This is a genomic window from Vitreoscilla filiformis, assembly GCF_002222655.1.
GTDB lineage: Bacteria > Pseudomonadota > Gammaproteobacteria > Burkholderiales > Burkholderiaceae_C > Ideonella > Ideonella filiformis.
The window spans coordinates 1,855,924-1,881,005 of record NZ_CP022423.1 but is presented as its reverse complement, the minus strand read 5'-3'; the positions used below and the strand labels follow the sequence as shown (position 1 = coordinate 1,881,005).

Annotated in this window: 25 protein-coding genes and 3 tRNA genes; 7 read left to right on the top strand and 21 right to left on the bottom strand. The window is 63.5% G+C overall.

The window, feature by feature from the left end; translation table 11 throughout:
- Positions 1 to 87: 87 nt before the first annotated feature.
- Positions 88 to 858 carry a 5'/3'-nucleotidase SurE gene (gene surE, locus VITFI_RS08940; RefSeq protein ID WP_089416655.1) on the bottom strand — a complete coding sequence of 257 codons (771 nt, stop codon included), beginning with the start codon at positions 856 to 858 and terminating at the stop codon, positions 88 to 90.
- Between the two features lie 90 nt (positions 859 to 948).
- On the opposite strand from surE, the gene VITFI_RS08935 reads away from it, so the two are divergent.
- The 3 genes from VITFI_RS08935 to VITFI_RS08925 all read left to right on the top strand — a co-directional run bounded on the left by VITFI_RS08935 (position 949) and on the right by VITFI_RS08925 (position 5,573).
- A complete protein-coding gene (locus VITFI_RS08935) occupies positions 949 to 1,686 on the top strand; it encodes a LuxR C-terminal-related transcriptional regulator (RefSeq protein ID WP_089416654.1) in 738 nt (245 codons plus the stop codon).
- A 129-nt stretch (positions 1,687 to 1,815) separates the two neighbouring features.
- A complete protein-coding gene (locus VITFI_RS08930) occupies positions 1,816 to 3,990 on the top strand; it encodes a sensor histidine kinase (RefSeq protein ID WP_089416653.1) in 2,175 nt (724 codons plus the stop codon).
- A 47-nt stretch (positions 3,991 to 4,037) separates the two neighbouring features.
- Entirely contained in the window at positions 4,038 to 5,573 is a 1,536-nt protein-coding gene (locus tag VITFI_RS08925) for a Ppx/GppA phosphatase family protein (RefSeq protein ID WP_089416652.1), read from the top strand.
- Here the strand turns inward: VITFI_RS08925 and VITFI_RS08920 are convergent.
- The 13 genes from VITFI_RS08920 to VITFI_RS08865 all read right to left on the bottom strand — a co-directional run bounded on the left by VITFI_RS08920 (position 5,557) and on the right by VITFI_RS08865 (position 14,873).
- A complete protein-coding gene (locus VITFI_RS08920; RefSeq protein WP_089416651.1) occupies positions 5,557 to 5,919 on the bottom strand; it encodes an arsenate reductase in 363 nt (120 codons plus the stop codon). The two genes, VITFI_RS08925 and VITFI_RS08920, sit on opposite strands and share 17 nt — an antisense overlap.
- Before the next feature lie 53 nt (positions 5,920 to 5,972).
- Positions 5,973 to 6,048, bottom strand: a tRNA-Lys gene (locus VITFI_RS08915).
- A 45-nt stretch (positions 6,049 to 6,093) separates the two neighbouring features.
- A tRNA-Lys gene (locus VITFI_RS08910) sits at positions 6,094 to 6,169 on the bottom strand.
- Between the two features lie 16 nt (positions 6,170 to 6,185).
- Positions 6,186 to 6,261: transfer RNA gene (locus tag VITFI_RS08905), tRNA-Lys, on the bottom strand.
- Positions 6,262 to 6,323: 62 nt separating this feature from the next.
- Positions 6,324 to 7,085, bottom strand: a complete 762-nt coding sequence (locus VITFI_RS08900; protein WP_198301383.1) for a tRNA threonylcarbamoyladenosine dehydratase — start codon at positions 7,083 to 7,085, stop codon at positions 6,324 to 6,326.
- Between the two features lie 26 nt (positions 7,086 to 7,111).
- Positions 7,112 to 7,897, bottom strand: a complete 786-nt coding sequence (gene ybgF / locus VITFI_RS08895; protein ID WP_089416649.1) for a tol-pal system protein YbgF — start codon at positions 7,895 to 7,897, stop codon at positions 7,112 to 7,114.
- 1 nt (position 7,898) lies between these two features.
- Positions 7,899 to 8,510 carry an OmpA family protein gene (locus tag VITFI_RS08890; RefSeq protein ID WP_089416648.1) on the bottom strand — a complete coding sequence of 204 codons (612 nt, stop codon included), beginning with the start codon at positions 8,508 to 8,510 and terminating at the stop codon, positions 7,899 to 7,901.
- A gap of 35 nt (positions 8,511 to 8,545) precedes the next feature.
- The gene (tolB, locus tag VITFI_RS08885; protein ID WP_089416647.1) at positions 8,546 to 9,826 is read right to left on the bottom strand and encodes a Tol-Pal system beta propeller repeat protein TolB; all 1,281 of its coding nucleotides are present in this window, start codon (positions 9,824 to 9,826) and stop codon (positions 8,546 to 8,548) included.
- Between the two features lie 159 nt (positions 9,827 to 9,985).
- Positions 9,986 to 11,458, bottom strand: a complete 1,473-nt coding sequence (gene rng / locus VITFI_RS08880) for a ribonuclease G (protein WP_089416646.1) — start codon at positions 11,456 to 11,458, stop codon at positions 9,986 to 9,988.
- A gap of 43 nt (positions 11,459 to 11,501) precedes the next feature.
- The gene (locus VITFI_RS08875; protein ID WP_089416645.1) at positions 11,502 to 12,116 is read right to left on the bottom strand and encodes a Maf family protein; all 615 of its coding nucleotides are present in this window, start codon (positions 12,114 to 12,116) and stop codon (positions 11,502 to 11,504) included.
- 78 nt (positions 12,117 to 12,194) lie between these two features.
- Positions 12,195 to 12,353 carry a hypothetical protein gene (locus VITFI_RS17910; protein ID WP_157725623.1) on the bottom strand — a complete coding sequence of 53 codons (159 nt, stop codon included), beginning with the start codon at positions 12,351 to 12,353 and terminating at the stop codon, positions 12,195 to 12,197.
- A gap of 149 nt (positions 12,354 to 12,502) precedes the next feature.
- Complete coding sequence (locus VITFI_RS08870; protein WP_089416644.1) at positions 12,503 to 12,925, bottom strand: nucleotidyltransferase substrate binding protein; 423 nt, start codon at positions 12,923 to 12,925, stop codon at positions 12,503 to 12,505.
- A gap of 205 nt (positions 12,926 to 13,130) precedes the next feature.
- Positions 13,131 to 14,873 (bottom strand): SUMF1/EgtB/PvdO family nonheme iron enzyme, encoded by a 1,743-nt coding sequence (locus VITFI_RS08865; protein WP_198301382.1) that lies wholly within the window; start codon positions 14,871 to 14,873, stop codon positions 13,131 to 13,133.
- A 98-nt stretch (positions 14,874 to 14,971) separates the two neighbouring features.
- On the opposite strand from VITFI_RS08865, the gene VITFI_RS08860 reads away from it, so the two are divergent.
- Complete coding sequence (locus VITFI_RS08860) at positions 14,972 to 16,588, top strand: AAA-like domain-containing protein (RefSeq protein ID WP_089418057.1); 1,617 nt, start codon at positions 14,972 to 14,974, stop codon at positions 16,586 to 16,588.
- Between the two features lie 12 nt (positions 16,589 to 16,600).
- Here VITFI_RS08860 and rlmH read toward each other — a convergent pair whose 3' ends face one another.
- The 6 genes from rlmH to VITFI_RS08830 form a co-directional block, all read right to left on the bottom strand.
- The gene (gene rlmH, locus VITFI_RS08855) at positions 16,601 to 17,068 is read right to left on the bottom strand and encodes a 23S rRNA (pseudouridine(1915)-N(3))-methyltransferase RlmH (RefSeq protein ID WP_089416642.1); all 468 of its coding nucleotides are present in this window, start codon (positions 17,066 to 17,068) and stop codon (positions 16,601 to 16,603) included.
- A 6-nt stretch (positions 17,069 to 17,074) separates the two neighbouring features.
- Complete coding sequence (rsfS, locus tag VITFI_RS08850; RefSeq protein ID WP_089416641.1) at positions 17,075 to 17,863, bottom strand: ribosome silencing factor; 789 nt, start codon at positions 17,861 to 17,863, stop codon at positions 17,075 to 17,077.
- A gap of 12 nt (positions 17,864 to 17,875) precedes the next feature.
- On the bottom strand, positions 17,876 to 18,496 hold the full coding sequence (gene nadD / locus VITFI_RS08845; RefSeq protein ID WP_089416640.1) for a nicotinate (nicotinamide) nucleotide adenylyltransferase: 621 nt from the start codon (positions 18,494 to 18,496) through the stop codon (positions 17,876 to 17,878).
- 16 nt (positions 18,497 to 18,512) lie between these two features.
- Positions 18,513 to 19,436: an oxygen-dependent coproporphyrinogen oxidase gene (gene hemF, locus VITFI_RS08840; protein WP_089416639.1), complete on the bottom strand. Its 924-nt coding sequence runs from the start codon at positions 19,434 to 19,436 to the stop codon at positions 18,513 to 18,515.
- A gap of 87 nt (positions 19,437 to 19,523) precedes the next feature.
- A complete protein-coding gene (purD, locus tag VITFI_RS08835) occupies positions 19,524 to 20,813 on the bottom strand; it encodes a phosphoribosylamine--glycine ligase (RefSeq protein ID WP_089416638.1) in 1,290 nt (429 codons plus the stop codon).
- The gene (locus tag VITFI_RS08830; RefSeq protein WP_089416637.1) at positions 20,810 to 21,535 is read right to left on the bottom strand and encodes a YebC/PmpR family DNA-binding transcriptional regulator; all 726 of its coding nucleotides are present in this window, start codon (positions 21,533 to 21,535) and stop codon (positions 20,810 to 20,812) included. The genes purD and VITFI_RS08830 overlap by 4 nt, the downstream gene beginning before the upstream one ends.
- A gap of 114 nt (positions 21,536 to 21,649) precedes the next feature.
- Here VITFI_RS08830 and VITFI_RS08825 point away from each other — a divergent pair, with 114 nt between their 5' ends.
- Positions 21,650 to 23,164: a helicase HerA-like domain-containing protein gene (locus VITFI_RS08825; RefSeq protein WP_089416636.1), complete on the top strand. Its 1,515-nt coding sequence runs from the start codon at positions 21,650 to 21,652 to the stop codon at positions 23,162 to 23,164.
- A gap of 99 nt (positions 23,165 to 23,263) precedes the next feature.
- The gene (locus VITFI_RS08820; RefSeq protein ID WP_089416635.1) at positions 23,264 to 23,725 is read left to right on the top strand and encodes a bacteriohemerythrin; all 462 of its coding nucleotides are present in this window, start codon (positions 23,264 to 23,266) and stop codon (positions 23,723 to 23,725) included.
- 34 nt (positions 23,726 to 23,759) lie between these two features.
- On the opposite strand, the gene VITFI_RS08815 is transcribed toward VITFI_RS08820, so the two are convergent.
- Positions 23,760 to 24,230: a phage tail protein gene (locus VITFI_RS08815; protein ID WP_089416634.1), complete on the bottom strand. Its 471-nt coding sequence runs from the start codon at positions 24,228 to 24,230 to the stop codon at positions 23,760 to 23,762.
- A 258-nt stretch (positions 24,231 to 24,488) separates the two neighbouring features.
- Here VITFI_RS08815 and VITFI_RS08810 point away from each other — a divergent pair, with 258 nt between their 5' ends.
- Entirely contained in the window at positions 24,489 to 25,079 is a 591-nt protein-coding gene (locus VITFI_RS08810; RefSeq protein ID WP_157725622.1) for a hypothetical protein, read from the top strand.
- The last annotated feature ends 3 nt before the right edge of the window (positions 25,080 to 25,082 follow it).

Below are 25,082 nucleotides of genomic sequence, written 5' to 3'. Positions count from 1 at the left end.
ACCTACTTTCCACCCGAACGTCTGCGGGCTGGTGCGACCAGCGTGCCGGAAAACGCCGGCGTCGCTCCGCCCCAGCCTGTCCGCTCGTCATGGTTGCAGGCGGGCAGCCCATTCCGGCAAGCTGGCGTGGTCGGTCAGATCAACGTGCAGCGGCGTGATGGACACCTGGCGGTGCTCCGTGGCGTGAAAGTCTGTGCCTGCGGCGCCGTCGCAGGCGGCACCTGCTGCGCCGATCCAGTAGAGCGTGTCCCCGCGTGGACTGATTTGGCGAATCACCGGTTCGCTGGCGTGGCGCCGCCCCAGCCGCGTCACGGCCCACGGCAGCGATGCCGTGTCGGGCTCGTTGGGCATGTTGACGTTCAACAACCATGGCCGGCGCGTCTGCTGGGCCTGCGCCACTTGGGGCCACACAGACTCCAGCACCCGACGGGCCGTGGCGGCGGCTGCATCCAGGTGAGCCCACCCGCGATCCACCTGCGAAAAAGCCACCGCCGGGATGCCGAATTGATACCCCTCCATCGCTGCGGCCACTGTGCCAGAGTACAGCGTATCGTCGCCCATGTTGGCGCCTTGGTTGATGCCAGAAATGACCAAATCGGGCCGTTGCGGCAGCAACCCAGTCAGCGCGATGTGGACACAATCCGACGGCGTTCCGTTGACGTAGTGAAATCCAGCCTGCGCCCCCGTGGTCGCTTTGAACACCGACAGGGGCCGATGCAAACTCAGCGAATTGGAGGTGCCACTGGCGTTTTGCTCTGGCGCCACCACGTCCACCTCGGCCAGCCCTTGGCATGCTTGCACCAAGGCCAGCAGGCCGGGCGCCAAGTAGCCGTCGTCATTGGAAATCAAGATTCGCATACGCGGCGATTGTAGGCAGGCACCCGCCGCACCCGAGTTCAAGCCTGATAGGATCACCCCCCGCATTTGAAACTTGCAAAAGCGCCAGCCATGACCGTCAAAGTACTGATCCTGGAAGACAACCCGGTGGCACGGGCCTTTCTCTGCAAAGTCCTCAAAGAGGCCTTTAGCGACACCATCGCCGTGGTTGAAGCAGGTGACCTGGAGACGGCCCGGGCGCAAATCGCCCTGACAGGGCCGCACGGTATGCACGGCACCGACCCGTTCAAACTCATGCTGCTCGATTTGGAGCTGCCTGACGGCAACGGGATGGAGTTGCTGGCCGAACTGACCCAGTACCCCGCCACCAAAGTGGTCACCACCCTCTATTCGGACGATGACCACTTGTTCCCCGCCCTCCAGTGCGGGGCCGATGGCTACCTGCTCAAGGAAGACCGCTTCGAAGTGCTGGTCGAGGAACTGCGCAAAATCGTGCTGGGGCAGCCACCGCTGTCCCCCGCGATCGCCCGGCGCTTGCTGACCCACTTCCGCCACGGCATGCCGACTGACGCCCCGCCGCCGTCAGGTCTCAGCCCAGCCGCGCCGGTCAGCATCAGCGCCAAAGCCCCTGTCCAGATCGAGCGTCCCGTCGAGTTACCGCACTTGACCCCCCGCGAAATCGAAGTGCTGACTTACCTCAGCAAGGGTTTCACCATCAAAGAAATTGCCTCGTTGATGGGCATCAAGTGGTTCACGGTCAATGACCATATCAAGTCGATTTACCGCAAGCTCAACGTGTCGAGCCGGGCGGAAGCGGCAGTGCTAGCGAGCAAACAAGGGTTGGTTTGACCTGCGTTGGCCGATCCGCCCCTTACCGTGTCCCACTCCACGTTTTCCCCCCCGACACGCTCCGGGGCCGACACGACCGCAGGCTCAGGCGACTCGCTGTTTGACACCCGATCCCTGGATCCGATCGTTTTGCCCGATGCAGTGAGCCTGACGGGCATTGCTTGGCGACGGCGGCTGCTGCTCGGCGTCGTCATCGTCGGCTGCTTGGCGGTGTTTTTTTTGGCCCGCTGGTTGGCACTGGCTCCGGAACTGCCGATCCAATGGCGCCACGCCAGCAGTGGGGATCTGATCGCCGATGGCACGGCTTCGCCGCTGCTGCGTCCTTTCATCGGCGCGCAACTGGATGGCATCCGCACAGCCACTGGGGACACCCTGCCTTTGTCCAGCGGCAGCCTGGCCCACTCCCCGCGCTGGCTGGCCGACGATGCCACCCGTGACCAGCTCGCCCACGCCCGGCAACACTTGGCCGAAGCGCTGGCACAAGGCCCTCTGACGCTGGCGTTCACCGATGGCCGCGCTGTCGATGTCACCACCCAGCCCAGGGGTTACCTGGGGTTGGGCACCACGTTCTGGCTCATGAGCAGCTTGGCGCTGCTGCTGTTCATCGTGGCGTGGATCGTGCCGCTGGTGCAGCCCCAGCCACGCAGCGCCCTGTACGCCATCATGGCTCTGGCCCAAAGTGGGCAGTTGATGCTGGCCGCTGTGGCCTCAGTGCCAACGTTGATTCCGCTGGGGGTACACGCCGATGAAGCCTTGTGGCGCATCGGCCTAGATTTGTTGACCGGCGCGGCCATTGTGCAGTCGGCGGCTTGGCATCCGATGAACGGCGCCACTTGGCCGCGCTGGCTGGCCGGTGCCAATTGGGTGGCCATGGGGGTGTACGCGCTTTTGGCACAAGCCGACTTGTTGGCCCACGAATGGTGGTGGGCCCAAGCTCTGCTGCTCCTGAATGGCCTCCTTTGTTTTGTGCTGCTGACGCACGCCTATCGCGTCGAGCCCCATCCCTTTGTGCTGGTGATGCGCCGTTTCAGCATCGTCACCACCGCCACACTGGGGCTGCTGACCCTGGCCGTGGCCTGGACCCCGATGTTGCCCACCGGACTACAACCTGTTGCCGCAGTGGGCCCGGTGGTGTGGAACGTGTTCTTTGCCTCGGTGGTGTTGTTGGTGCCCTTCATCGCCCGATCACGCAGCGTCATGCGTGAGTTCGCCATGTTGGCAGGCATCAGCACCCTGGCCACCTCGGTCGATTTGCTGTTCGTGGCCGTGTTCTCACTCAGCCAGTTCACATCGCTGACGTTGTCCTTGTTTTTGGCGCTGGGCACTTACGCCGCCTTGCGGCAATGGCTGCTCAACCAGATGATGGGCGCCCGCGTCGTGACCACCGAACGGGTGTTCCAGCACTTGTACCGCATCGCACGGGAAGTCGAAGCGCGCCCCGAGCGGGCTGCCGATTGCTTGGTGAACCTGCTCAGCCACGTCTTTGAACCGCTGGACACCAGCCGCCTGGATGGCCGTCTGCGCCACAGCCGCATCACCCACAACGGCGCAGTGCTGCTGGTGCCCATTCCCAAGTTGACGGCCACCCCCACGCCCAGCGTTGAAGGCATCGCCGTGCTGCGTTTTGCCGAACGCGGCAAGCGGTTGTTCTCACTGGAAGATGCTCGGCTGGCCGATCGGGTGGTCGAGCAGCTCATGCGCGCTCTGGCCCATGACCGAGCGGTCGAGCGCGGGCGCAGCGAGGAACGCACCCGCATCGCCCAGGATCTGCACGATGACATCGGTGCCCGCCTGCTCACGCTGATGTACAAAGCGCCCAACAAGGAGATGGAGGACTATGTCCGCCACACCCTGCAAGATCTGAAGACGCTCACCCGTGGGCTGGCCTCGCGCCAGCAGCCCCTGTCGCTGGCCTCGGCGGAGTGGAAAACCGACATCGCCCACCGCCTCGAAGCCGCCGGCTGTGAACTCGCCTGGCATTTCGAACAAGACGCCGACATGATGCTCAGCGTGGTGCAATGGTCTTCCTTAACGCGCATCTTGCGCGAGCTGGTCAGCAACGGCATCGCCCATGCCAAAGCGCACCACATCGATGTGCGCGGGCAGTTGCTGCAAGGCGCCTTCACCCTGGTCATCAGTGACGACGGCATCGGACGCGATCCGGCCCGCTGGTCACATGGTTTGGGGCTGGGGGGTATCCGCAAGCGCGTCAAACTGCTGGGCGGCACCGTGGTGTGGCGCGAACGCGAAGAGCGCGGCATCGTCTGCACCGTCACCATCCCCCACCTCGGCGCCACCGCCTGACGGCCCCTCGGGGCGGTGTCATCTGCGCCGGGCACAATCCGCCCATCATGACCACGTCACGCTCTTCTGATATGGCGCCGCTGTCGCACCCCTTGGCCTGCATCGACATGGGTTCGAACAGTTTCCGCCTCGAACTCGGCCAACTCGTGGCCGGCCGCTACAAACGTTCACGCTACTTCAAAGAAACCGTCCGGCTGGGCGCAGGTTTGGACGAGCACAGCATGCTCACCGGTGAGGCTGTCGAACGGGGCCTGGCCTGCCTGCGCCGTTTCGCTGACATCCTGCAAGGCTGGCCCGCCACACACATCCGCGCCGTGGCCACGCAAACGCTGCGCGAGGCCCGCAACCGCAATGATTTTCTGACCTTGGCCGAACAGGCACTGGGGTTTCCCATTGAGGTGATTTCCGGGCGCGAGGAAGCTCGGCTGATTTTTGCCGGCGTGGCCCACTTGCAACCCGCCGAACCACCGCGCTTGGTGATCGACATCGGGGGGCGCTCCACCGAACTGATCTTGGGCCAAGGCCGCACGCCGCTGGAAGCGGAGTCTTTCCAAGTCGGCAGTGTGAGCTTGTCCATGCGCCACTTTCCCGACGGCCACATCAGCGCCGAAGGGTTCCGCACCGCGCAAATCGCCGCCGGTGCGGCGTTCGAAGAAGCGCTGCAAATTTTCAAGCCGGAGCGCTGGCAAGAAGCCCTGGGATCGTCCGGCACGGCAGGTGCGGTGGCTGATGTGCTGGAGGGCAGCGGCATCACCGACGGCGTCGTCACGCCCGAAGCGCTGCGTTGGCTGATTCTGCGCTGCATCGAAGCTGGCCACGTCGATCGTTTGGAATTGCCCGGGCTGAAACCGGAACGTCGCGCTGTTCTGCCGGGTGGTGTGGCCATTCTTTACACCCTGCTGATTCACTTTGGGATCGAGGCTCTGCGCCCAGCCAAAGGGGCCCTGCGCCAAGGGGTGATCGTGGATTTGCACGATCGGCTGTACGCCGCCGCTCACCCGCGCACGGGCCACGATCCTCGGGACGAAGCCGTTCAGGCCTTGCAGCAGCGGTTCCAAGTCGATGTGGCTCAAGCCACCCGTGTGGGCACCCTGGCGCAAACGCTGTTCCGACAACTGGCCTTGCCCGAAGTGACCCCTCACGACGCCGCCGAATTGCGCTGGGCCACCGCCCTGCATGAAATGGGGCTGATGGTGTCGCACCACGATCACCATCGACACAGTGCCTACCTGATGGCCCACGTCGATGCCGTGGGGTTCTCACAGAGCCAGCAGCGCCGCCTATCGGAACTGATTTTGGGACAGCGTGGCGGGTTGCGTAAGGTGGAGAGCTGCTTGCGCCGCCCTGTGAGCGCTTGGCAACTGCTGTGCTTGCGCCTGGCGATTTTGAAGTGCCACGCCCGCCAATCGATTGACGATCGGGCTTGGCGCCTGGTACGCACCGACCATCAAGTGGAATTGCGGTACAGCATGCGCTGGGCGCAAGCCCATCCGGCCACGGTTTATCTGCTGCGCGAGGAAGCCGAAAACTGGCAGCGACACGGCCCGCTGCACTTGATTCTGCCGATCACACCGACCGTTTGAGCGTTTCTGTCCAAGTCAGCGCATCAAACCCGACGCTGACATGCCCGTCTGGCCACACCACCACCGGACGGCGCATCAAACTGGGCGTGGCCAGCAACTGTTCGACAGCGCTGGGAGCATCCACCACAGCCGCTTGCCGTGCTGGATCGAGTTGGCGCCACGTTGTGCCCTGGCGATTGACCAAGCGCTCCCAGCCCAATTGCTCAACCCAAGGCTGTAACAGGGCCGCGCTGAGGCCCTGTTTTTTCAGGTCGTGGAACACATGCGCTACGGTGTGCTCTGCCAAAAAAGCACGCGCCCGCTTGACCGTGGTGCAGTTCGGGATTCCGTAGAGGGTCAGGGTCATTTTTCGCCAACACAAAAACAAAAGGACTCGCTTGTGGCGAGTCCTTGATGATTTGGTGGGCCCTGTAGGATTCGAACCTACGACCAACGGATTAAGAGTCCGCTGCTCTACCAACTGAGCTAAGAGCCCGAAAACAAGCCTTGATTATGGCACAAAACTTGTTTTTGGAAATTTTGGTGGGCCCTGTAGGATTCGAACCTACGACCAACGGATTAAGAGTCCGCTGCTCTACCAACTGAGCTAAGAGCCCCCACGCAGTCAAGTTTTGGTGGGTTGTGCAGGATTCGAACCTGCGACCAACGGATTAAAAGTCCGCTGCTCTACCGACTGAGCTAACAACCCGACTGCGGCAGAGCCATCTATTATGGCACAGTTGTTTTTGAGCGCAAGCTTTTTTTACGCTTTCAATCGCTTGATCGACGTAAGACCTGTTCGATCAACTCAGCCGCCGCCGCCAAGCCCACAGCAGCCGTGACCACAACGCTCGAACCATACCCATGGCAGTTGAGTGTGCCGTCGGTGTCGCATGTGGCCGCGCCTGCGGGGGGCGCCACTGGCTCACGCGAAAACACACAGGCCACGCCCATGCGTCCTTGGCGCGGCGCCTGGTGCTCGCGCCGCAAACGGCTGCGCAAACTGGCCAACAGCGGATCGTGGCTCACTTCGGCCAAATCAGCGACTTCCAAGCGGTGCGGTTGGCGCTTGCCCCCGGCTGCACCACAACACACCAAAGCGACACCCGCCCGCCGCGCCCAGGCAGCCACAGCGGCTTTGGCACGTACTTGGTCGCACGCATCGATCACCCCATCGACCGCGATGGGCAGCAGGCCCGGCCAGTTGTCCGGCGTCACAAAGTCTTCGACTTCATGGACAAGGCAGCCAGGGTGGATGTCGGCGATGCGCTCGCGCAACGCTTGCACTTTGGCTTGCCCCAGGGTCGCCCCCAGGGCTTGCACTTGGCGGTTGATGTTGGACTCGGCCACCTGATCCAAGTCGATCAGCACCAGCTCGGCCACACCACAGCGGGCCAACGCTTCGACGGCCCAAGAACCCACCCCCCCCACGCCCACCACGGCCAACCTCAGCCGCCGCAGGCGCTCATAGGCCGGAGCACCGTACAGACGCGCCAACCCTCCGAAGCGCCGCTCCAAATCGGGGGTATCCACGGCCTCCACAACGGCCTCGCCCCAACTCACTTCAACACCGCCAGACGCTCACGCGCTGCGATCGAAGCCTCGGCTTCCGGATACTTCTTGATCAGCTCTTCCAGCAACCGTTTGGCCGTCTTGCTGTCTTTGGTTTCCACATAGCAGTTGGCCAGGGCCAACATCGCCTCCGGGGCACGCGGATGATCCGCATCGGCCGAAGTCAGGAAGGCGCGGAATGTGGTCGTGGCACTGCGGTAGTCGCGCCGACCGTACTGCGCACTGGCCAACCAGTAGCGCACCGAATCGGCATAACCACTGGTCGGGTAACGCTTGAGGAAGTTGCCCAGGTCGTTGGTCGCTTTGTCATAGTCTCCCGCACGCAGGCCGCTCATGGCATCTTCGTAGGCCCGCCGCTCGTCGGCATCCACCTTGAAGCGCTTGCCATCGACCGTTTCAACGCCCGGTTCGAGTTTGCGCACGCGCTCATCGACTTCCTGCGAGCTGGCCTTGATTTTTTGCTCGACCTCGGCCACCTTGCGCAGCAGCTTTTCGTTGTCGCCGCGCAGGCGGGCGTTGTCAACGCGGATGCCCTCCAGCTCATTGGCCACCGCCAGTTGGTTGCGCTGCAACTGCTGGATTTGCTCACCTTGCTGCTTCAGTACTGCCATGGCTTGGGCAAGCTGGCCACGCAAGTCGAGGATGGCCCGGCGGGCGTCTTCATCCTCGAACAAACCAGCGGCATGGCTGATCTGCACCCAACCTGCCAAAAGCACCCCCACCCACCAACGCGATGCGGGAGGCCAAGTTTTCAAACGCGGTTGCAGCCCCATCTCAACGGCTCCTCATTTTCAATTCAGCACGGCGATTGCGGGCCCAAGCCACTTCGTTGTGCCCCGGGTCGGCTGGACGCTCTTCTCCCCAACTGATGGCCTCCATGCGCTGTCGGGGGACGCCTTGGGCTTGCAGGGCTTGGAGCACTGCGCCAGCGCGCTTCTGCCCCAGCGCTAGGTTGTACTCGCGGCTGCCGCGTTCGTCGGCATACCCTTCGACCACCAGGACACGCTTGGTGGACGCCAGCATCTGGCCGGCATAACGCCCAATCAGGGGCCGGAACTCGTCTCGGATGTCGAAGCTGTCGAAATCGAAGTAAACCTTGTTGCCGGACACCGCCGCTGCCGCTTGCTCATTGGCCGCCACCGCGTCGGTGGCGGCGTGGTCTGGGTGGGTGCGGGGGGGCCGCGTCACCGGGGCCAAACTGGCGATGGCCGATCCCAGGGGGTCCGAGGGCGCCGCTTGGAGATCGGAGGGCAGCAGTTCGCCCTGCACGGTGCGCACCTCCAAAGGTGCTTCCACATCCAAAGGCACGCGGGTGGCGCAGCCTGCCAAGGCGGCGGTCACAGCCACGATCGCCCACCCGGCTCGCCAAACCTGAAGTTTTTTCATTGATCCCTTCCTCCTGTGAAAAGCCACCGAATCGGTCAGCGCAGGAACGGCCCCCAGACCGGTTCGCGGATGTCCACGCCCGTGGCGGTGACCAAACGTGCTTTGACCTTGCCATCCAGTGTGGCCGTCATGAGCACCTCGCGGCCTTGGTAACGTGTGGCGTACACCAAGAATTTGCCGTTGGGCGCGAAGCTGGGGCTTTCGTCGTCGGTGGTGTCACTGATGTTCTGGATCGAGCCGCTGGCCAGATCCATGGTCATCACGGTGAATTGTTGGCCCGACTGGCGCTTGACGTAGGCCATCGTGCGGCCATCGGGGCTGATGGCCGGGCTGATGTTGTAATTGCCATCGAAGGTGATGCGCTCGGCGTCCCCCCCAGCGCTGGAGACGCGGTAAATCTGCGGCGAACCGCCTCGATCGCTGACGAAGTAAATCATGCGGCCATCGGGGCTGTAGGCGGCTTCGGTGTCGATCGAGCCGCTGTTGGTGACCCGACGCGGATTGCCACCTGCACGCGACATCACATACACCTGCGACACCCCATCGCGTGACAGCGTCATGGCCAACTCTTGGCCGTTGGGCGACCACGCAGGCGCACTGTTGGAGCCCCGGAAGTTGGCCAATTGGCGCCGCTGCCCGTTGCGCAGGTTTTGCACCCACACCACGGCTTTGCCGGTTTCGAACGAGACGTAGGCCAGCTCTTCACCGCTGGGCGACCAAGCGGGCGAAATCAACGGGCTGGCGCTACTGAGCACGAGCTGCGAGTTCTCGCCGTCGGCATCGGCCAGGCGCAGTTCGTAGCGGCCCGCGCTGCGCGTGATGTAGGCCACTTGGGTTGAGTAGACGCCTTTGTCCCCCGTCAGGAATTCGTACAGCACATCGGCGATGCGGTGGGCGGCACGGCGGGCGTCTGGCGCGGCGACGGTGATGCTTTGCCCGAGCTTTTCTTGCCCAGCCACCACATCCCAGAGTTTGAAGTTGACCACCAGGCGGCCATCGGCGCTCTGACGCACGGAGCCTGCCACCAGCGCGTCGCTGCCTTTGGCGCGCAGGGCGTCGTAGGCGGGGGAGATGGTTTCGTCCGCCACCGGGGAGGGCTCAACGAAACGGAAACGCCCGCTGCGTTCCAGATCGGCGCGGATGATCGGGGTGAACAATGCCGTTTGCGGGCCTTCATCCCGGAATTTCGCCAAGGTGATCGGCAGTTGGGTGCCGCCGATACCGGCGATCTCGACCCGGAACTGCGCTTGCGCCGGCCCACCGGCCGCGCCCGCCAAGATCGCCAGGGTGCTCAAGCAGTGACGTCGATTCAGCATAGACAGAAGACTCGTGCAAAGACAGCGCACCGCCTCGGCCAACCTCCCGGCCAACCAAGCATCGGGGCGCGATGGACATGGCGGCCATTGTAGGCAGGGCACCACATCCGCTGATCCCCTGGGGACGCCCCGCTCATGGGGTACGCCGCAGGGGGAACCTTACATCAACACAATGTCGTACTGCTCGGGGCGCATGCCGGGCTCGGCGGTGAGCGAGATGGGCTTGCCGATGAACGCGGACAAATCCGCCAGGTGCGCGCTTTCTTCATCGAGCAGCATTTCGACGACGCTGGCACTGGCCAGCACCCGGAACTCCTTCGGGTCAAACTGGCGCGCTTCGCGCAGGATTTCCCGCAGGATGTCGTAGCAAATGGTGCGCGCAGTTTTGACTTGGCCGCGCCCCTCGCAAATCGGGCAGGGTTGGCAGAGCTGGTGCGCCAGGGATTCGCGGGTGCGCTTGCGCGTCATCTCCACCAAACCGAGTTGGGTGAAGCCGCTGACCGTGGTTTTGGTGCGATCTTTGGCCAACTGCTTGCGGAATTCGTGCAACACGGCGTGGCGATGGTCATCGCGCAGCATGTCGATGAAGTCCACGATGATGATGCCGCCCAGGTTGCGCAAGCGCAGTTGCCGAGCGATGGCCAGCGCCGCCTCCAAATTGGTTTTGAAGATGGTTTCGTCGAAGTTGCGCGCCCCGACGAAGCCGCCGGTGTTGACGTCGATGGTGGTCAACGCCTCGGTTTGATCGACGATGAGGTAACCGCCAGATTTGAGATCGACCCGCCGCGCCAGCGCCCGGCCGATTTCTTCATCGACGTTGTACAAATCAAAAATCGGCCGTTCGCCCCGGTAGTGCTGCAAACGTGCCACCGCCGTCGGTGTGTAGGCTTCGCCGAAGGCTTTGAGGCGCTCGAACTGCAAGCGCGAGTCGATGCGGATCGATTGGGTTTGTTCGTTCACCAAATCGCGCAGCACGCGCTCGGCCAAGCTCAGGTCTTGGTAGAGCAGGCTGCCGGCGGGGCGCGTCGTGGCGGCGTGGCGGATGCGGGCCCAGGCTTTGCGCAGGTAGGCGATGTCGTCGGCCAATTCGGCGTCGGTGGCTTCTTCGGCGTTGGTGCGCAGGATGAACCCGCCCCCGCCGCCGTCTTCAGGTTTGCCGACCAAAGCGGTCATGCGGGCGCGCAGTTGTTCGCGGGTTTCGGCCGAGCCGATTTTTTGCGAGATGCCGATGTGGTTGTCTTGCGGCAAAAACACCAGCATGCGCCCGGCCACGCTGATTTGGGTGGACAGCCGCGCACCCTTGGTGCCAATGGGATCTTTGACGACCTGCACCATGAGGTGCTGGCCTTCAAACACCTGGCGTTCGATGGGCACGGGAGAGCCGCCGTCACCGCGATGGGGCGGGTGGGCGGTGTGCAAATCCGCGACGTGCAGGAAAGCGGCGCGCTCCAAGCCGATGTCGATGAAGGCGCTTTGCATGCCGGGCAGGACGCGGGCCACCTTGCCCAGATAAACGTTGCCGACCAGGCCACGCTCCAGGGCGCGTTCGATGTGCAGTTCCTGCACGGCGCCGTTCTCGATGATGGCGACCCGGGTCTCTTGGGGAGCCCAGTTGATCAGGATGTCGTGCATGGGGGTTTTCCTCCCCAGATCTGGCGCCGCGTTGGGGGTGCGGTCAGGGATGCACGCCAAGGTCGCGCAGCAACTGGGTTGTCTCGTAGAGGGGCAAACCCATGATACCGGAGTAACTTCCTTCGATCTGAGGGATCCAGCCGGCCAGGGAACTCTGGATGGCGTAGGCGCCGGCCTTGCCAAACGGCTCCCCGCTGGCGACGTAGGCGCGCAGCACGTCGTCCGGCAGCTCGGCGAAACGGACGTGGGAGACGCTCACGGCCAAGCGTTGTTGCCACCCCGCTGCCGCTGGCACGGCCACGGCGACGGCGGTCAGCACGGCGTGGGTGTGGCCGGAAAGTTGGCGCAGCGTGGCCAGGGCGTCGGCCTCGTCGGTGGGTTTGCCGAGGATGCGCGAACCGAGGGCCACGGTGGTATCGGAACACAGCACCGGGGCCACGGGCCAGCCGCGCCGGGCCAGCCGGGCGCAGGCCGCCGTCAGTTTGTTGAGGGTGACGCGCTCGACGTAGGCACGCGGGGCCTCGCCTGCGCGTTCGGTTTCGAGGGCTTCGGCGTCTTCGTCGGCGTCAGGCAGGAGCAGCTCGGGCGTCACGCCGATTTGGGTGAGGAGCTGGCGGCGGCGGGGGCTTTGGGAGGCGAGGTAGAGGACGGGGGGCATGGGGTCGAAGGGCGGTAATGGGCCGGGTTTTGGCGCGATTCGGTGGATTCGCGCCATTTTTGCGCCAACCGCACCACATCAAAACGGGAGCAACACGGCGCCATGGGTGCGCACTTGCTCGCGCAGGGCGGGCGGCAAGGCGTCCAGCAGGCACACATCGACGCGCCAGGGGAGGTCGCTTTCTTCCAGATCGGCGCGCAGTTCGGCCAAGGCGAGATCGGAAGGCGCTCCGCTCACGGCGAGATCCACATCGGAATGGGGTTTGACGCCTCGGCTGCCCGGCTATCCCACCACACGCGAGCCGAACAGCCGAACTTCGCAACCGGGCAAGTGCTGCGCCAATAGGGCGCGCAGCAGCGCCAGTTCGGTGGGGTGGAGGTGGCAAGTCATGCGTCGTTTTCGGCGTCAACGGCGCGTTGTTCCAAAGCGCGCAGCAACGCGGCGGCATCCTGCGCAAAGGCGGGCAGCACGGCGGCGACTTGGGCGGCTTTGGCCGCGTCGTAGGTGTGGGAGGTGATGTTGCGCTTGTCGCGGTACACCCACCACGGTGCCACGTCGGTGAGCAGCCCGTGTTCGGCGCCGGCGCGCATCAGGGCGCGGTAGCTCATGCCATCGACTTCGGCAGCGTTGGGCGCATCCATTTCCAGGCGGCGTTTGAGCATCTTCCAGCACAGCTCGAAGGTGAACTCGAAGCGCTGGATGCAGGCATCGCGCAGTTCTTCGTCATCCGGGGTGGCTTGCCAGCGCAGCAGGCCGCGTTGCAGGGCGGCGAGGGCTCGGGCCAAAGGGGTGAGGTCGAGGGGTGTCATGCGTCGTTCCAGGTGTGCTCGCTGCGGTGGCTGCCCCCTCTCCCCAACCCCTCTCCCCTTGCGGGAGAGGGCCGGGGTGAGGGGTTGCGACGCACCAAGGTCACAGCGGCGGCAATTCTCCGGGGGCTTCGCCCCCGTACCCCCAATACCCCTCTTTCTTTTGTCACGTTTATTTTCAAGGGGTTAAGGTTTAAAGGAATAAGGGCTAATTTGTCCTGGCAAGACGGAACCCGTTGAAGTAGCTCCGGTCGCCGGGCGTGTTGTTGATGCGGTTGGCGGCGCGGGTGCCCCTGGCGCTGCTGCCCCAGGAGCCGCCGCGCAGCCCACGCCCACTGAAATCCCCAGCCTCCCACGCACTTCCATCCGTCGGCGCCCCATCGTAATTATTGTACCAGCGATCTTGAACCCACTCCCAAACATTCCCGTGCATATCCTGCAATCCCCACGGGTTGGGTTTATTTTGCCCTACAGGATGCGTCTTTGAATCACTGTTTCTATAATACCATGCATACTCCCCCAGTTGGGATTCTTGATCACCAAAACTCCACCTCGTTTTTGTCCCCGCCCTCGCCGCATATTCCCATTCCGCCTCACTCGGCAAACGGTATTTTTTCCCCGTCACACCATTCAGCTTCTTGATGAATTTCTGGGCATCATCCCAACTCACCTTTTCCACCGGGCAAGTGTCCCCGCACGAACTAAAGTGGCTCGGGTTGCTCCCCATCACCGCCTTCCACAGCCCTTGCGTCACCTCCGTCTTGCCCATCCAGAACCCTTGCACGTTCACCGTGTGAACCGGGCCTTCGTATGATTCACGATCGTTTTCCGTATCCGGCGAGCCCATTTGGAAAGTGCCGGCGGGGATGGCAACCATTTCAAAGCAGGTGTTTTGCACGCATTCACGCGCTGTTTGCCCCTGAACAGGCACCGTTGGAGCCGGCGCAGGGGCTGGCGTGGGCGTTGGCGCCGGACGGGGTGCAGGTGGCACAGGGGCCGGAACCGGCACAGGCGTGGGCGCTGGCGACAACCCCGCCACCATCACCCGCGCCGCCGGCGCAAACTTCCCCTGCGGATATTGGTTCAAATATGCCTCATACGCCCGCAACGTATTCACCCGCTGCGCCGCTTCCCACGCTTGCTGCTCCGCATCCACCGGCGGCGCTGGCGGCTGAATCACCACCAAGTTGAAATAAAAATCCCCCTTCAAACTCCCCTCTGTCCACGGCTCCTGCGCCCCGCGTGACGCTGTTTCCACCTCCGCCGCCACCTTTTTGTGCATACTCTCCACATTCAACCCCGGCGTGCCCATGAAACGCAGCAACTGCGAGGTGTACAACCCATTGCGGCCCGTTCCATCCGCCGCCACACTGCCGGGCCGCGTGGCAAACAAAATCAACGTGCCAGACGGCGCCCCCTCCACCCGCGCCAAACCCCGGCTCGCACTGCGAAACGCCCGCGCATATGGGTTATTGCGGCACGCATCCAAAAATACCAGTTTCACCCCCGCCTTGGCTTCCTCCAGCCGATCCATCAGCGCATTCACGCTCAGGCTGTTCAGGGGCACATCGTCTTCCGTTTGAATGTCAGCATCCACCGCCGGCAAATAATTTACCCCCTTCACCTGCAAACCGTGCCCAGCGTAAAACACCACCACCTCATCCCCCGGACGAATTCGGCTGGCAAACCCAGACACCGTGCGCCCAATCTGGCTCTTGCGCAGGTTTTCCACCTTTTCAACCTTAAACCCCAGGCTGGTGAGTTTGCTGGCCACATCTTGCGCATCATTCACCGGGTTTTTCAGTGGGCTGTCGGGATAGGCCGCATTGCCAATCACCAACGCCAGCCGCGCCGCCTGCGCTGAAGGCGTCAACACTGCCGCCGCACACACCACCGCCAACGGCGCCCACACCTGCCACCCGCCCCAGGGGGTTCCTGTCGATCCAAACATGCTGTCCATCTCCTGCAACGCTTGAGTGCATGAATTGTGAACGCGCCCGCCAACCAGCCCCCGGCACAATGACGCACACGCCACCGCCCACCCCACCCATGAAGCACTTCAACAACGCCGGCCCCTGCGTCCCCACGCTGCATTTCATGATCGACCCGCTGGTGCGTATCGACGTGGAGAGCATCGAGTCTCTCGTCGAGCAGCAGCGTTACTTTGTGCTGCACGCCCCGCGCCAAACCGGCAAAACCACATGTTTGCTGGCCTTGATGCATCACTTCAATGCGCGGGGGCGTTACCGGGCGCTGTACGTCAACATCGAAGGCGCCCAAGCCGCACGCGGCAACGTTGAAGAAGGCGTGGCTGGCATGTGCAGCACCTTCATCCGCACCGCCGCGCTCTACCTGAAAGACCAGGCCGTGGGCGATTGGTATCGCACCGAGGGCCGACAGCTCACGGCAACCGACCAAATCAGCAGCCTGCTGGCCCACTGGTCGGCCCACGACCCACAACAGCCCGACGCGCCCCGCCCCACCGTGCTGTTTCTGGACGAAGTGGACGCCCTCGTCGGGGACACCCTCATTTCGCTGCTGCGCCAGATTCGCGCCGGTTATGCCCAGCGCCCCGGCGCCTTTCCTCAATCCATCGTCCTGTGCGGTGTGCGCGATGTGCGGGACTATCGGATTCACACCGCGCACCAAGAAATCATCACCGGCGGCAGCGCGTTCAACATCAAGGCTGAATCGCTGCGTTTAGGCAACTTCAGCCGCGAAGAAACCGTCGCACTGTGGCAGCAACACGAAGCGGAAACTGGCCAAGCCATCGACCCGGCCATCTGGCCCGAACTTTGGGCGGACACCGAAGGCCAACCTTGGCTTGTCAACGCCCTGGGCTACGAATGCACGTGGCGCGACAAACCGGCGCGGGATCGCAGCACGCCCATCACGCTGGAGCGCTACAAAGCGGCACGCGAACGCCTCATCTACAGCCGCACCACGCATCTCGACGCCCTGGCCGACAAACTGCGCGAACCGCGTGTTCATCGCATCGTCGCGGCGCTGCTCTCGGGCGAAGCCACCACCGAGCATTTCCCCGAAGACGATTTGCAATACACCACCGACCTGGGCCTCATCCGCACCCGCCCCGAGTTGACGATTGCCAACCGCATTTACCGCGAAGTGCTGCCGCGCGAAATCACCTGGCCGATTCAAACCGTGCTGCACTACCCGCAGCCGTGGTTTCTCACGCCCGAGCGCCGGCTGGATGTGCCCAAGCTGCTCGCCGCTTTTCAGCAGTTTTTCCGCGAACACTCGGATGCCTGGATGGAAGGCTTCAGCTTCAAAGAAGCCGGGCCGCAGTTGTTGTTGCAGGCGTTTTTGCAGCGCATCGTCAACGGCGGCGGGCGCATCAACCGCGAATACGGGTTGGGCCGCAAACGCACCGATCTTTATATTGAATGGCCCGTGAACGAAGAACAGGGTTTCTTCGGCGAGGTGCAGCGCATCGTGCTGGAACTCAAACTCTGGAAGAAGGGCAGCTTAGATGCCGTGCTGGCGGAAGGCCAGCCGCAAACCATCGGTTATGCCCGCCAGTGCGGCGCCGAAGAAGCACACCTCATCGTCTTTGACCGACGCGCCAAACCCGCTCCGTGGGACAAACGCATCTGGCAACGCCACAGCACCCAGGATGGCTGGGCGCTGGGCATTTGGGGCGCTTAAAGCCTGACCGCCTCACTCGCGGTGGTACGGATGCCCATTGCGCAGTGACCACGCCCGATACAGCGCTTCCGCCAAAAACACCCGCACGAAAGCGTGCGGCAGCGTCAAGTCGGAGAGGCGCAGGGTTTCATCGGCGGTGGCTTTCAAGGCAGGGTCGAGGCCATCCGGCCCACCGATGAAAAACACCAAGTCGCGCCCATCACCCAGCCAGAACTCGAAGCGTTTGGCCAAATCCACCGTGGTCATGCGGGTGCCGCGCTCGTCCAAAATGACGCGGCGCGCACCCTTGGGCACCGCCGCTTCCAGGCGCTGCGCCTCCGCCGCCATGAGCTGCTCGGCGGACTTGCCGCCACGCGGCTCGGCCTTCACCGCCTTGAGCGTGAGCGGCACATCGGACGGGAAGCGCTTGGCAAAGTCTTCGTAAGCCGCGTCCGCCCAAGCGGGTTGACGCTGGCCGACGGCGGCAATCACCAATCGCATCGCGTTTTACTCAGCGGCCGGTTTTTTGCGCGGCGCCGGCTTTTTCACCGCCGTCACGGTGCCGGAGGTCGTTTTCTTGGCTGGCGCTTTTTTGCGCGTGCTGCCGTCCGGCTTCACCACCAGGGTGGCGCTCACCTTGGGCTCGGCGGGCTTGCGCGGGGCGCGCTTGCGAGCGGGCGGGACCTCACCAGCGGTAGCGGCAGTGGCGGCGGGCGTCTTTTTCGCCGGCGTTTTCGCCACAGTGCCCGTGCTGACCTTGCGAACCGGCTTGGGTTTGAGGACGATCGCCCCACCCAGCGCCGCTTGCCCGGCTTCCGATTCGGCGGTGGCCGACGGCGCCGCCACAGCGCTCTTGCGCACACGGGGCTTTTTCACCACGCGGGTGGAGGGCACGTCTTCGTCTTCGGCGTCCTCATCGGCGCCTTCGGCCTTGGCCAAGCCGGCTTTGACGCCACCGATTTTCATCTTCACGGCCTTGCCGCCCCAGATTTCTTCCAGGCGATAGTAGTCGCGGATGGCCGGTTGCATGATGTGAACCACGGCAGCGCCGCAGTCCACGATGATCCATTCGCCGTTGTCTTCACCTTCCATGCGCGGCACCGGGGCGCCAATCGCCTTGACGGCTTCGCGGATGCTGGAGGCCAGCGCCTTGGTTTGGCGGTTGCTCGTGCCCGAGGCAATGATGACGCGCTCAAACAGCGACGACAGATGCAGGGTGTTGAAGACGACGATGTTTTGCGCCTTCACGTCTTCCAAGCCATCGACGATGGCGCGTTGCAGTTTTCGGATGTCCATTCGGATGCCGGGTCAAGCCCGGAGCTGGCCCCGATACAGGGCGTGTTGTTCGAGAAGAGATGCCACCGGGAGGCCCACCAGCGCGGCCAGGCTGGAAGCCGTGGCGCCGGCGGCGCAGCGGGCGCGGATCTCGGTGGCAGAGATGTCCGTGCGCGGCAGTGGCAACACCACTGCGGTATGAGAAACGTCGGCCCACGCGGCAGGCGGCGCCACCGGCTGGCCTTCCCGCGCCGCGACCGCCAGCTTGACCCGCCGGAGCAGTTCGCGGGCACCATGCCAGGTGTTCAGCCGGGCATATTGGTCTTGGCCGATGATGAGACACAACTCGGCGTCGGGTTGCTCGGATTGGAACTCATGCACCGTGTCCAGCGTGTAGCTGGGGCCTTGGCGGTGCAGCTCGCGCTCATCCAGCACCATCCCCGGCTCGCCCGCGATGAGGGCCGTCACCATATCACGCCGCAGCGCAGCCGGGGCCAACGCCGCAGCCGGTTTTTGCCACGGCGCACCGGCGGGCAGCCAGCGCACTTCGTCCAGCGTCAGGTGCGTCAAGGCCAGCCGTGCCAGCGCCAGGTGCGCCAAATGCGGCGGGTTGAAGCTGCCCCCAAAGAGGCCGATGCGTGCCGGAACCGTCATGCCGTGGCGGGCGGCTTCAGGCCAGGTTTTCGTGCGCCCAATCGCGGGGGCGCAGGAAATCGGTATAAAGCCGTGCTTCGGGCGTGCCGGGTTCGGGTGCCCATTGGTAACGCCAGTTCACCACTGGCGGCATGGACATAAGAATGGCTTCGGTGCGCCCGCCCGATTGCAGGCCAAACAGCGTGCCCCGGTCAAACACCAAGTTGAATTCGACGTAACGACCCCGGCGGTAGGCTTGGAACTCGCGCTCGCGCTCGCCATAAGGTGTGTCCCGGCGACGTTCGGCGATGGGCAGGTACGCCTTCAGGAACGCATCGCCCACGGATTGCGTCATTTCGAAGCTGCGATCAAAACCCAGCTCGTTGAAGTCGTCGAAGAAGATGCCGCCGACGCCACGCGGTTCGTTGCGGTGCTTCAGGAAGAAGTAATCGTCGCACCAGTGTTTGAAGCGGCCATGCAGCTCCTTGCCAAAGGGTGCCAGCGATTCGCGGCAAACGCGGTGGAAATGCACCGCATCTTCTTCAAACCCGTAATAGGGTGTGAGATCCATGCCACCGCCGAACCAGATCACCGGTTCGGCATCCTTGGGCAGCGCGGCGAACATGCGCACGTTCATGTGAACCGTCGGCACATACGGGTTGCGCGGGTGGAACACCAGCGACACGCCCATCGCCTCAAACGCCGCGCCCGCCAGCTGGGGGCGATGCTGCGTGGCCGAAGGCGGCAGCGCCGTGCCTTTTACGTGGCTGAAGTTGCAGCCACCACGCTCCAGCAGGTTCCCGTTTTCAATCAGACGGGTGATGCCATCGCCTTCGAGCTTGCCACCGGGCGGGCGCGACCAGGCATCGGTGAGGAAGGGCTGGCCATCCAACGCGGCGGCAGCCGAAACGATGCGCTCCTGCAAACCCAGGAAATAGGCACGGGCGGCGGCGATGTCCATGTTGCTTTGTCTTTGGAGAGAAAAACGCCCCGGCGCGCAGGCTGCGGGCCGGGGTGTGAGCCAAGCGGCGAGGGGCTGCCGCTGGGGTCAGTGCTTGGCCACGGCGCGGTGGCCGATGTCATGGCGCCAGTGGGCGCCGTCGAAGTGGATGCGCTGCACCACCTCATAGGCACGCTGTTGCGCCAGCTTGGCCGATTCGCCCAGCGCGGTGACGCACAGCACGCGCCCACCCGTGACCACGAGTTTGTCATTCAGCGCGGTGCCGGCGTGGAACACCATCGCGTCCTCAGCGCCGCCGGTGGCCGTGTTGGCGCCGGTGATGACATCCCCCTTGCGCGGGCTCATCGGATAACCATGCGCCGCCATCACCACGCCCAGCGCGAAACGGCGATCCCATTGCAGTTCGACCTTGTCCAGCGTGCCATCGGTGGCGCTCATCAGCACATCGAACAGATCGCTCTTCAGGCGCATCAGGATGGGCTGGGTTTCCGGGTCGCCCATGCGGGTGTTGAACTCCAGCGTCTTGACCTTGCCTTGCGGGTCGATCATCAAGCCGGCATACAGGAAGCCGGTGAACGGGATGCCGTCCGCCGCCATGCCGTGGATGGTGGGCAGGATGATTTCGCGCATCGCCCGGGCGTGGACATCGGGCGTCACCACCGGCGCGGGCGAGTACGCGCCCATGCCACCGGTGTTCGGGCCGGTGTCGCCATCGCCGACGCGCTTGTGGTCTTGGCTGGTGGCCAGCGCCAGCACGTTCTTGCCATCGCACAGCACGATGAAGCTGGCTTCTTCGCCTTGCAGGAATTCTTCAATCACCACGCGTGCGCCGCCCGCGTTGTGAACCACGCCCAGGGTGTTGTCTTCCAGCATGAAACGCACGGCTTCGTGCGCTTCTTCCAGCGTCATGGCCACGACCACGCCTTTGCCAGCGGCCAGGCCGTCGGCCTTCACCACGATGGGGGCACCGATTTTGTCGATGTAGGCGTGTGCGGCGGCGGGGTCGGTGAAGGTGTCGTAAGCGGCGGTCGGGATTTTGTGGCGCTTCATGAAGTCCTTGGCGAAGGCCTTGGAGCTTTCAAGCTGCGCAGCGGCCTTGGTCGGGCCAAAGATGCGCAAACCACGCGAACGGAACACGTCCACCACACCTTGCGACAGCGGCGCTTCCGGGCCAACGACGGTCAGCGCGATGCGCTCTTTCTCCGCGAAGTCCGCCAACGCCACCGGGTCGCTGATGGCGATGTTGGTGAGGGTTTTGTCCAGTGCGGTGCCGCCGTTGCCCGGCGCCACAAACACCCGCTGCACCTTGGGGCTTTGCGACAGTTTCCACGCCAGCGCGTGTTCCCGCCCACCCGAACCGATCACGAGCACGTTCATTCACCGATCTCCGCGTTGTGATAGACGTTTTGCACGTCGTCCAGCTCTTCAAACATATCGAGCAGTTTTTGCATCCGGGCGGCGTCGTCGCCGGCCAGGGCGATGGTGTTTTCAGCACGCATCGTCACTTCGGCGATTTCTGCGGCCAAGCCGGCAGCGGCCAGCGCGTCGCGCACGGCTTCAAACTCGGCTGGGCTGGTCAACACTTCGAACGAGCCATCGTCGTGGGTGATGACATCCTCGGCGCCGGCTTCCAGGGCCGCTTCCATCAGTTTGTCTTCCGACGTACCGGGCGCGAACAGCAGTTGGCCGCAGTGCTTGAACTGGAAGGCCACCGAGCCTTCGGTGCCCATGTTGCCGCCGTACTTGCTGAAAACGTGGCGCACTTCGGCCACGGTGCGCACGCGGTTGTCCGTCATCGTGTCCACGATGATGGCCGCGCCACCGATGCCGTAGCCTTCGTAGCGGATTTCCTCGTAGGTCACGCCTTCGAGGTTGCCGGTGGCTTTGTCGATGTTGCGCTTGACGGTGTCCGCCGGCATGTTGGCGGCCTTGGCCTTGTCCACGGCCAAGCGCAGGCGTGGGTTGGCGTTGATGTCGCCGCCGCCTTGGCGGGCCGCGACCATGATTTCACGGATGACGCGGGTCCAAACCTTGCCGCGCTTTTCGTCTTGGCGGCCTTTGCGGTGTTGGATGTTGGCCCATTTGGAATGTCCGGCCATGGTGGCTCTCTCCTGCCCTGGCGACGGGTGGCCAGGGGTTGTGTAAGGGTGGCCGTCGGGGTGACGACGCTTGTGCGATCTTGGATAGACTGGAATTTTACTTGGGAGACCCACATGGCCGCAGAACCTCTCCTGGTTGGGCAGTATGGCCGCACCGCCTGCCACTTGTTGCCTGCCTTGGCCAACCGCCATGGCCTGATTACCGGCGCCACGGGCACTGGCAAGACGGTCAGTTTGCAAGCCTTGGCTGAGGGGTTTTCGCTGCGGGGGGTGCCCGTTTTCATGGCCGATGTGAAGGGCGATCTGACGGGGATCACCCAGCCCGGCGGCCTCAGCCCCAAACTCCAAGCCACGCTGCAAGAGCGCGGCTTGGACGTGCCCGAACCCGTGGCCTGCCCCGCCACACTGTGGGACGTGTTCGGCACCCAAGGCCATCCGGTGCGCGCCACCATTTCGGATCTGGGGCCGCTGCTGCTGGCTCGGATGCTGGCGCTGAACGACACCCAGTCGGGGGTGCTCAACCTCGTGTTCAAAATCGCGGACGACCAAGGCTTGTTGCTGCTCGATCTGAAAGATCTGCGCGCCATGCTGCAATACGTCGGCGAAAACGCCCGCGAGTTCACCACCGACTATGGCAACGTCAGCGCTGCATCGGTGGGGGCGATTCAGCGCGGGTTGTTGCAGATCGAGCAACAAGGCGGCGACCAGTTTTTCGGCGAGCCGATGCTCAACATCGCCGATTTCATGCAAACCGTTGAGGGCAAGGGCGTCGTCAACATTTTGGCGGCTGACAAACTCATGGCCGCGCCCCGGCTGTACGCCACTTTTTTGCTGTGGCTGCTCTCCGAGCTGTTCGAAAGTCTGCCCGAAGTGGGCGACTTGGATCGACCCAAATTGGTGTTTTTCTTCGACGAAGCCCACTTGCTGTTCAAAGATGCCCCGGCGGCGTTGGTGGAGCGCATCGAATTGGTGGTGCGGCTGGTGCGCTCCAAAGGCGTGGGCGTGTACTTCGTCACCCAAAACCCGCTGGATGTGCCCGACACCATCCTCGGCCAGCTCGGCAACCGCATCCAGCACGCCCTGCGAGCCTTCACGCCACGCGATCAAAAAGCCGTGCGCGCCGCTGCCGACACCATGCGCGCCAACCCCTCGCTCGACATCGCCAGCGCCATCACCGAGCTGGGCGTCGGCGAAGCCCTGGTGAGTTTGCTGGATGCGCAAGGCCGCCCCTGCGTCACCGAACGGGTGTGGATGCGCTTGCCTGGGAGCCACATCGGCCCCATCACGCCGGAACAGCGCCAAGCGCTGCGCCAAACCTCGCTGGTGGCGGGGGTGTACGAACAGGCGGTCGATCGGGAATCGGCTTACGAAAAACTCAAAGGTGCCCCTGCCGAAGCAGCCCACAGCCCCCGTGCCAGCACCAGCACCCCCCGCGAAACGGGCAGCCCCCAAACAGGCGGCTTGGGCGATTGGCTGTTCGGTTCGACGGGCCCACGCGGCGCCCAACGGGATGGGCTGGCGCAGATCTTGGCCAAGTCGGCCATGCGGGCCATTGGCTCTCAGGTCGGGCGGGACATCGTGCGCGGGGTGCTGGGCTCCATTTTGGGCGGAGGCGGACGGCGGCGTTAATGTAACGGCGTGTTTCTTGCTTGATGCAAGACAAAGCCCATCGTCTTCAACCGGCAGACCATTGCGGGTTTGCCTGAACGTTCATGAGGAGCCCTTGCCATGGCCATGGTTTGGACCAGCGATCTGAACACTGGAATCGACGTGATCGACCGTCAACACCAGCGGATCGTCGATTACATCAACCAGCTTGAAGACCCCGCAACCCGTGCTGATCACCAAGCCATCAGCCGTGTGCTGGAAGACTTGGCAGATTACACCCTGTCCCACTTCGCATTCGAGGAAAGCCTACAGGAGGAGGTGGGTTACCAATATGCCAAACCCCACAAAGCCGTTCATGACATGTTCATCAAGCGGCTGACGAGTTACCAGCATCGTCACGATGCAGGTGAACCCGTGGTGGAACAACTGCACGCCATGCTGTGTACTTGGCTGACCCACCACATCAAGCGCGATGACATGGCCTATGTGGCCGAGGTGGGGGCCAAGGCCAAGCAGGTGACGGAAGACCGCAAGGAAGGCGGTTGGTTCAGCCGCGCTATGAAGGTGTTCCGTAAGCGTTGACCGGGGGGCCGTGTCAGCGCTGGCGGCTGGATGCTTACGGGCGCATCGGGTAGACACCCACCGTCGCGATGATGTATTGCATTTTCAGGTAGGGGTTGGTCACATCCACCGCGACGGTTGTGCCAGTGCCTGCCGTGTTGGCCGCACCGCTGACGGCGGAGGTCACTAAGTAAGCCCCAGCGCTGGATGAATCGTGCAGATCCGACGTCACCTTGGCCGCAGTGTTGAGCGTGTGCGTGTGGGGAGGCAAGGGCACCGTCACCGTCTTGGTGCTGCTGCCCCCCGTTTGGCCTACTTCTGGGCCGGTGTTGACGCCCACTGGCACGCGATTGCGCAGGTCAGGCAACCTGAAGGTCGTGGTGCCGTTGCCCCCATAGGTGGTGCCCAGCAGGGAGTAGAGCGCTGCATTGGACTGAATCGGCAACTCTTGCCCATTACAAGCCAACCAGCCTTCCGGCACCCAGTTCAGAGGCCAAAGAATGATTTGCCCGAGGATTGGATCCATGAGAACTCCTTTTTGACACTTCAGCGCAATCACCAGCTTGTGATGCGCACCAGACGTTACCTGAAAAACCTTCGTCAATTGAGATGAAAAACTGCGCTCAATCTCTGATTGAATTTCCCCGTTCTTTTTGTTAACACACGCTTGGCGTTAGCCACTGACCACTTCACACCGCCCAACGGCATTTGGTCGCCAAGTGCTGGGTGCAGTGCGGAATGAGCGGAACACTGCACAGCATCCCGTCGCTTTTTGGAGCCTGCTGTGCATCGGACATCCCCCGCCACACCCGCCACACGTTGGAATCGCCGCCAAGCCATGCTCGGTCTGGGGTGCGCCATGGCGTGGCCGATTGCGTCTTGGGCCGACGCCTCGGCTGAAGCCCGTGCGCATGCACTGTTCTTGCAAGCCACCCAGGGCCAGGATCGGGCGGCCATCGAACCCGCCGCTGCTGCGTATGCCGAACTGTGGCGACAACACCCCAACGACTTGGTGTTGATGGCCTACACCGGCGCCACCACGGCCATGCTGGCCACCACCACGTGGCTGCCGTGGCGCAAGATGCGTTTCGCCGACGATGGCTTGGCCCTGCTGGACAAAGCCCTGGCCCGCCTGTCCCCCACCCAAAACACCGTGGCCTATCGCGCCACGCCGGCTGTGTTGGAAATTCAATTCACTGCCGCCAACACCTTTTTGGCGCTGCCCAGCTTGTTCAATCGGCGTGAACGTGGCCTGAGTTTATTGAGCGCCATCGTTGCCCATCCGCTGTTCAAAACGGCGCCAACGGCTTTTCAAACGACCGTCCAGGCGGCGCAGCGGCGGGCACAACCGGTGTCGGAGGCCGCTTCGCGGTAAATC

Coding starts and splice junctions, on each gene's coding strand:
- surE (WP_089416655.1), bottom strand. CDS start 858: ATGCGAATCTTGATTTCCAATGACGACGGCTACTTGGCGCCCGGCCTG.
- VITFI_RS08935 (WP_089416654.1), top strand. CDS start 949: ATGACCGTCAAAGTACTGATCCTGGAAGACAACCCGGTGGCACGGGCC.
- VITFI_RS08925 (WP_089416652.1), top strand. CDS start 4,038: ATGACCACGTCACGCTCTTCTGATATGGCGCCGCTGTCGCACCCCTTG.
- VITFI_RS08920 (WP_089416651.1), bottom strand. CDS start 5,919: ATGACCCTGACCCTCTACGGAATCCCGAACTGCACCACGGTCAAGCGG.
- ybgF (WP_089416649.1), bottom strand. CDS start 7,897: ATGGGGCTGCAACCGCGTTTGAAAACTTGGCCTCCCGCATCGCGTTGG.
- VITFI_RS08890 (WP_089416648.1), bottom strand. CDS start 8,510: ATGAAAAAACTTCAGGTTTGGCGAGCCGGGTGGGCGATCGTGGCTGTG.
- tolB (WP_089416647.1), bottom strand. CDS start 9,826: ATGCTGAATCGACGTCACTGCTTGAGCACCCTGGCGATCTTGGCGGGC.
- rng (WP_089416646.1), bottom strand. CDS start 11,458: ATGCACGACATCCTGATCAACTGGGCTCCCCAAGAGACCCGGGTCGCC.
- VITFI_RS08875 (WP_089416645.1), bottom strand. CDS start 12,116: ATGCCCCCCGTCCTCTACCTCGCCTCCCAAAGCCCCCGCCGCCGCCAG.
- VITFI_RS08870 (WP_089416644.1), bottom strand. CDS start 12,925: ATGACACCCCTCGACCTCACCCCTTTGGCCCGAGCCCTCGCCGCCCTG.
- VITFI_RS08865 (WP_198301382.1), bottom strand. CDS start 14,873: ATGTTTGGATCGACAGGAACCCCCTGGGGCGGGTGGCAGGTGTGGGCG.
- VITFI_RS08860 (WP_089418057.1), top strand. CDS start 14,972: ATGAAGCACTTCAACAACGCCGGCCCCTGCGTCCCCACGCTGCATTTC.
- rlmH (WP_089416642.1), bottom strand. CDS start 17,068: ATGCGATTGGTGATTGCCGCCGTCGGCCAGCGTCAACCCGCTTGGGCG.
- rsfS (WP_089416641.1), bottom strand. CDS start 17,863: ATGGACATCCGAAAACTGCAACGCGCCATCGTCGATGGCTTGGAAGAC.
- nadD (WP_089416640.1), bottom strand. CDS start 18,496: ATGACGGTTCCGGCACGCATCGGCCTCTTTGGGGGCAGCTTCAACCCG.
- hemF (WP_089416639.1), bottom strand. CDS start 19,436: ATGGACATCGCCGCCGCCCGTGCCTATTTCCTGGGTTTGCAGGAGCGC.
- purD (WP_089416638.1), bottom strand. CDS start 20,813: ATGAACGTGCTCGTGATCGGTTCGGGTGGGCGGGAACACGCGCTGGCG.
- VITFI_RS08830 (WP_089416637.1), bottom strand. CDS start 21,535: ATGGCCGGACATTCCAAATGGGCCAACATCCAACACCGCAAAGGCCGC.
- VITFI_RS08825 (WP_089416636.1), top strand. CDS start 21,650: ATGGCCGCAGAACCTCTCCTGGTTGGGCAGTATGGCCGCACCGCCTGC.
- VITFI_RS08820 (WP_089416635.1), top strand. CDS start 23,264: ATGGCCATGGTTTGGACCAGCGATCTGAACACTGGAATCGACGTGATC.
- VITFI_RS08815 (WP_089416634.1), bottom strand. CDS start 24,230: ATGGATCCAATCCTCGGGCAAATCATTCTTTGGCCTCTGAACTGGGTG.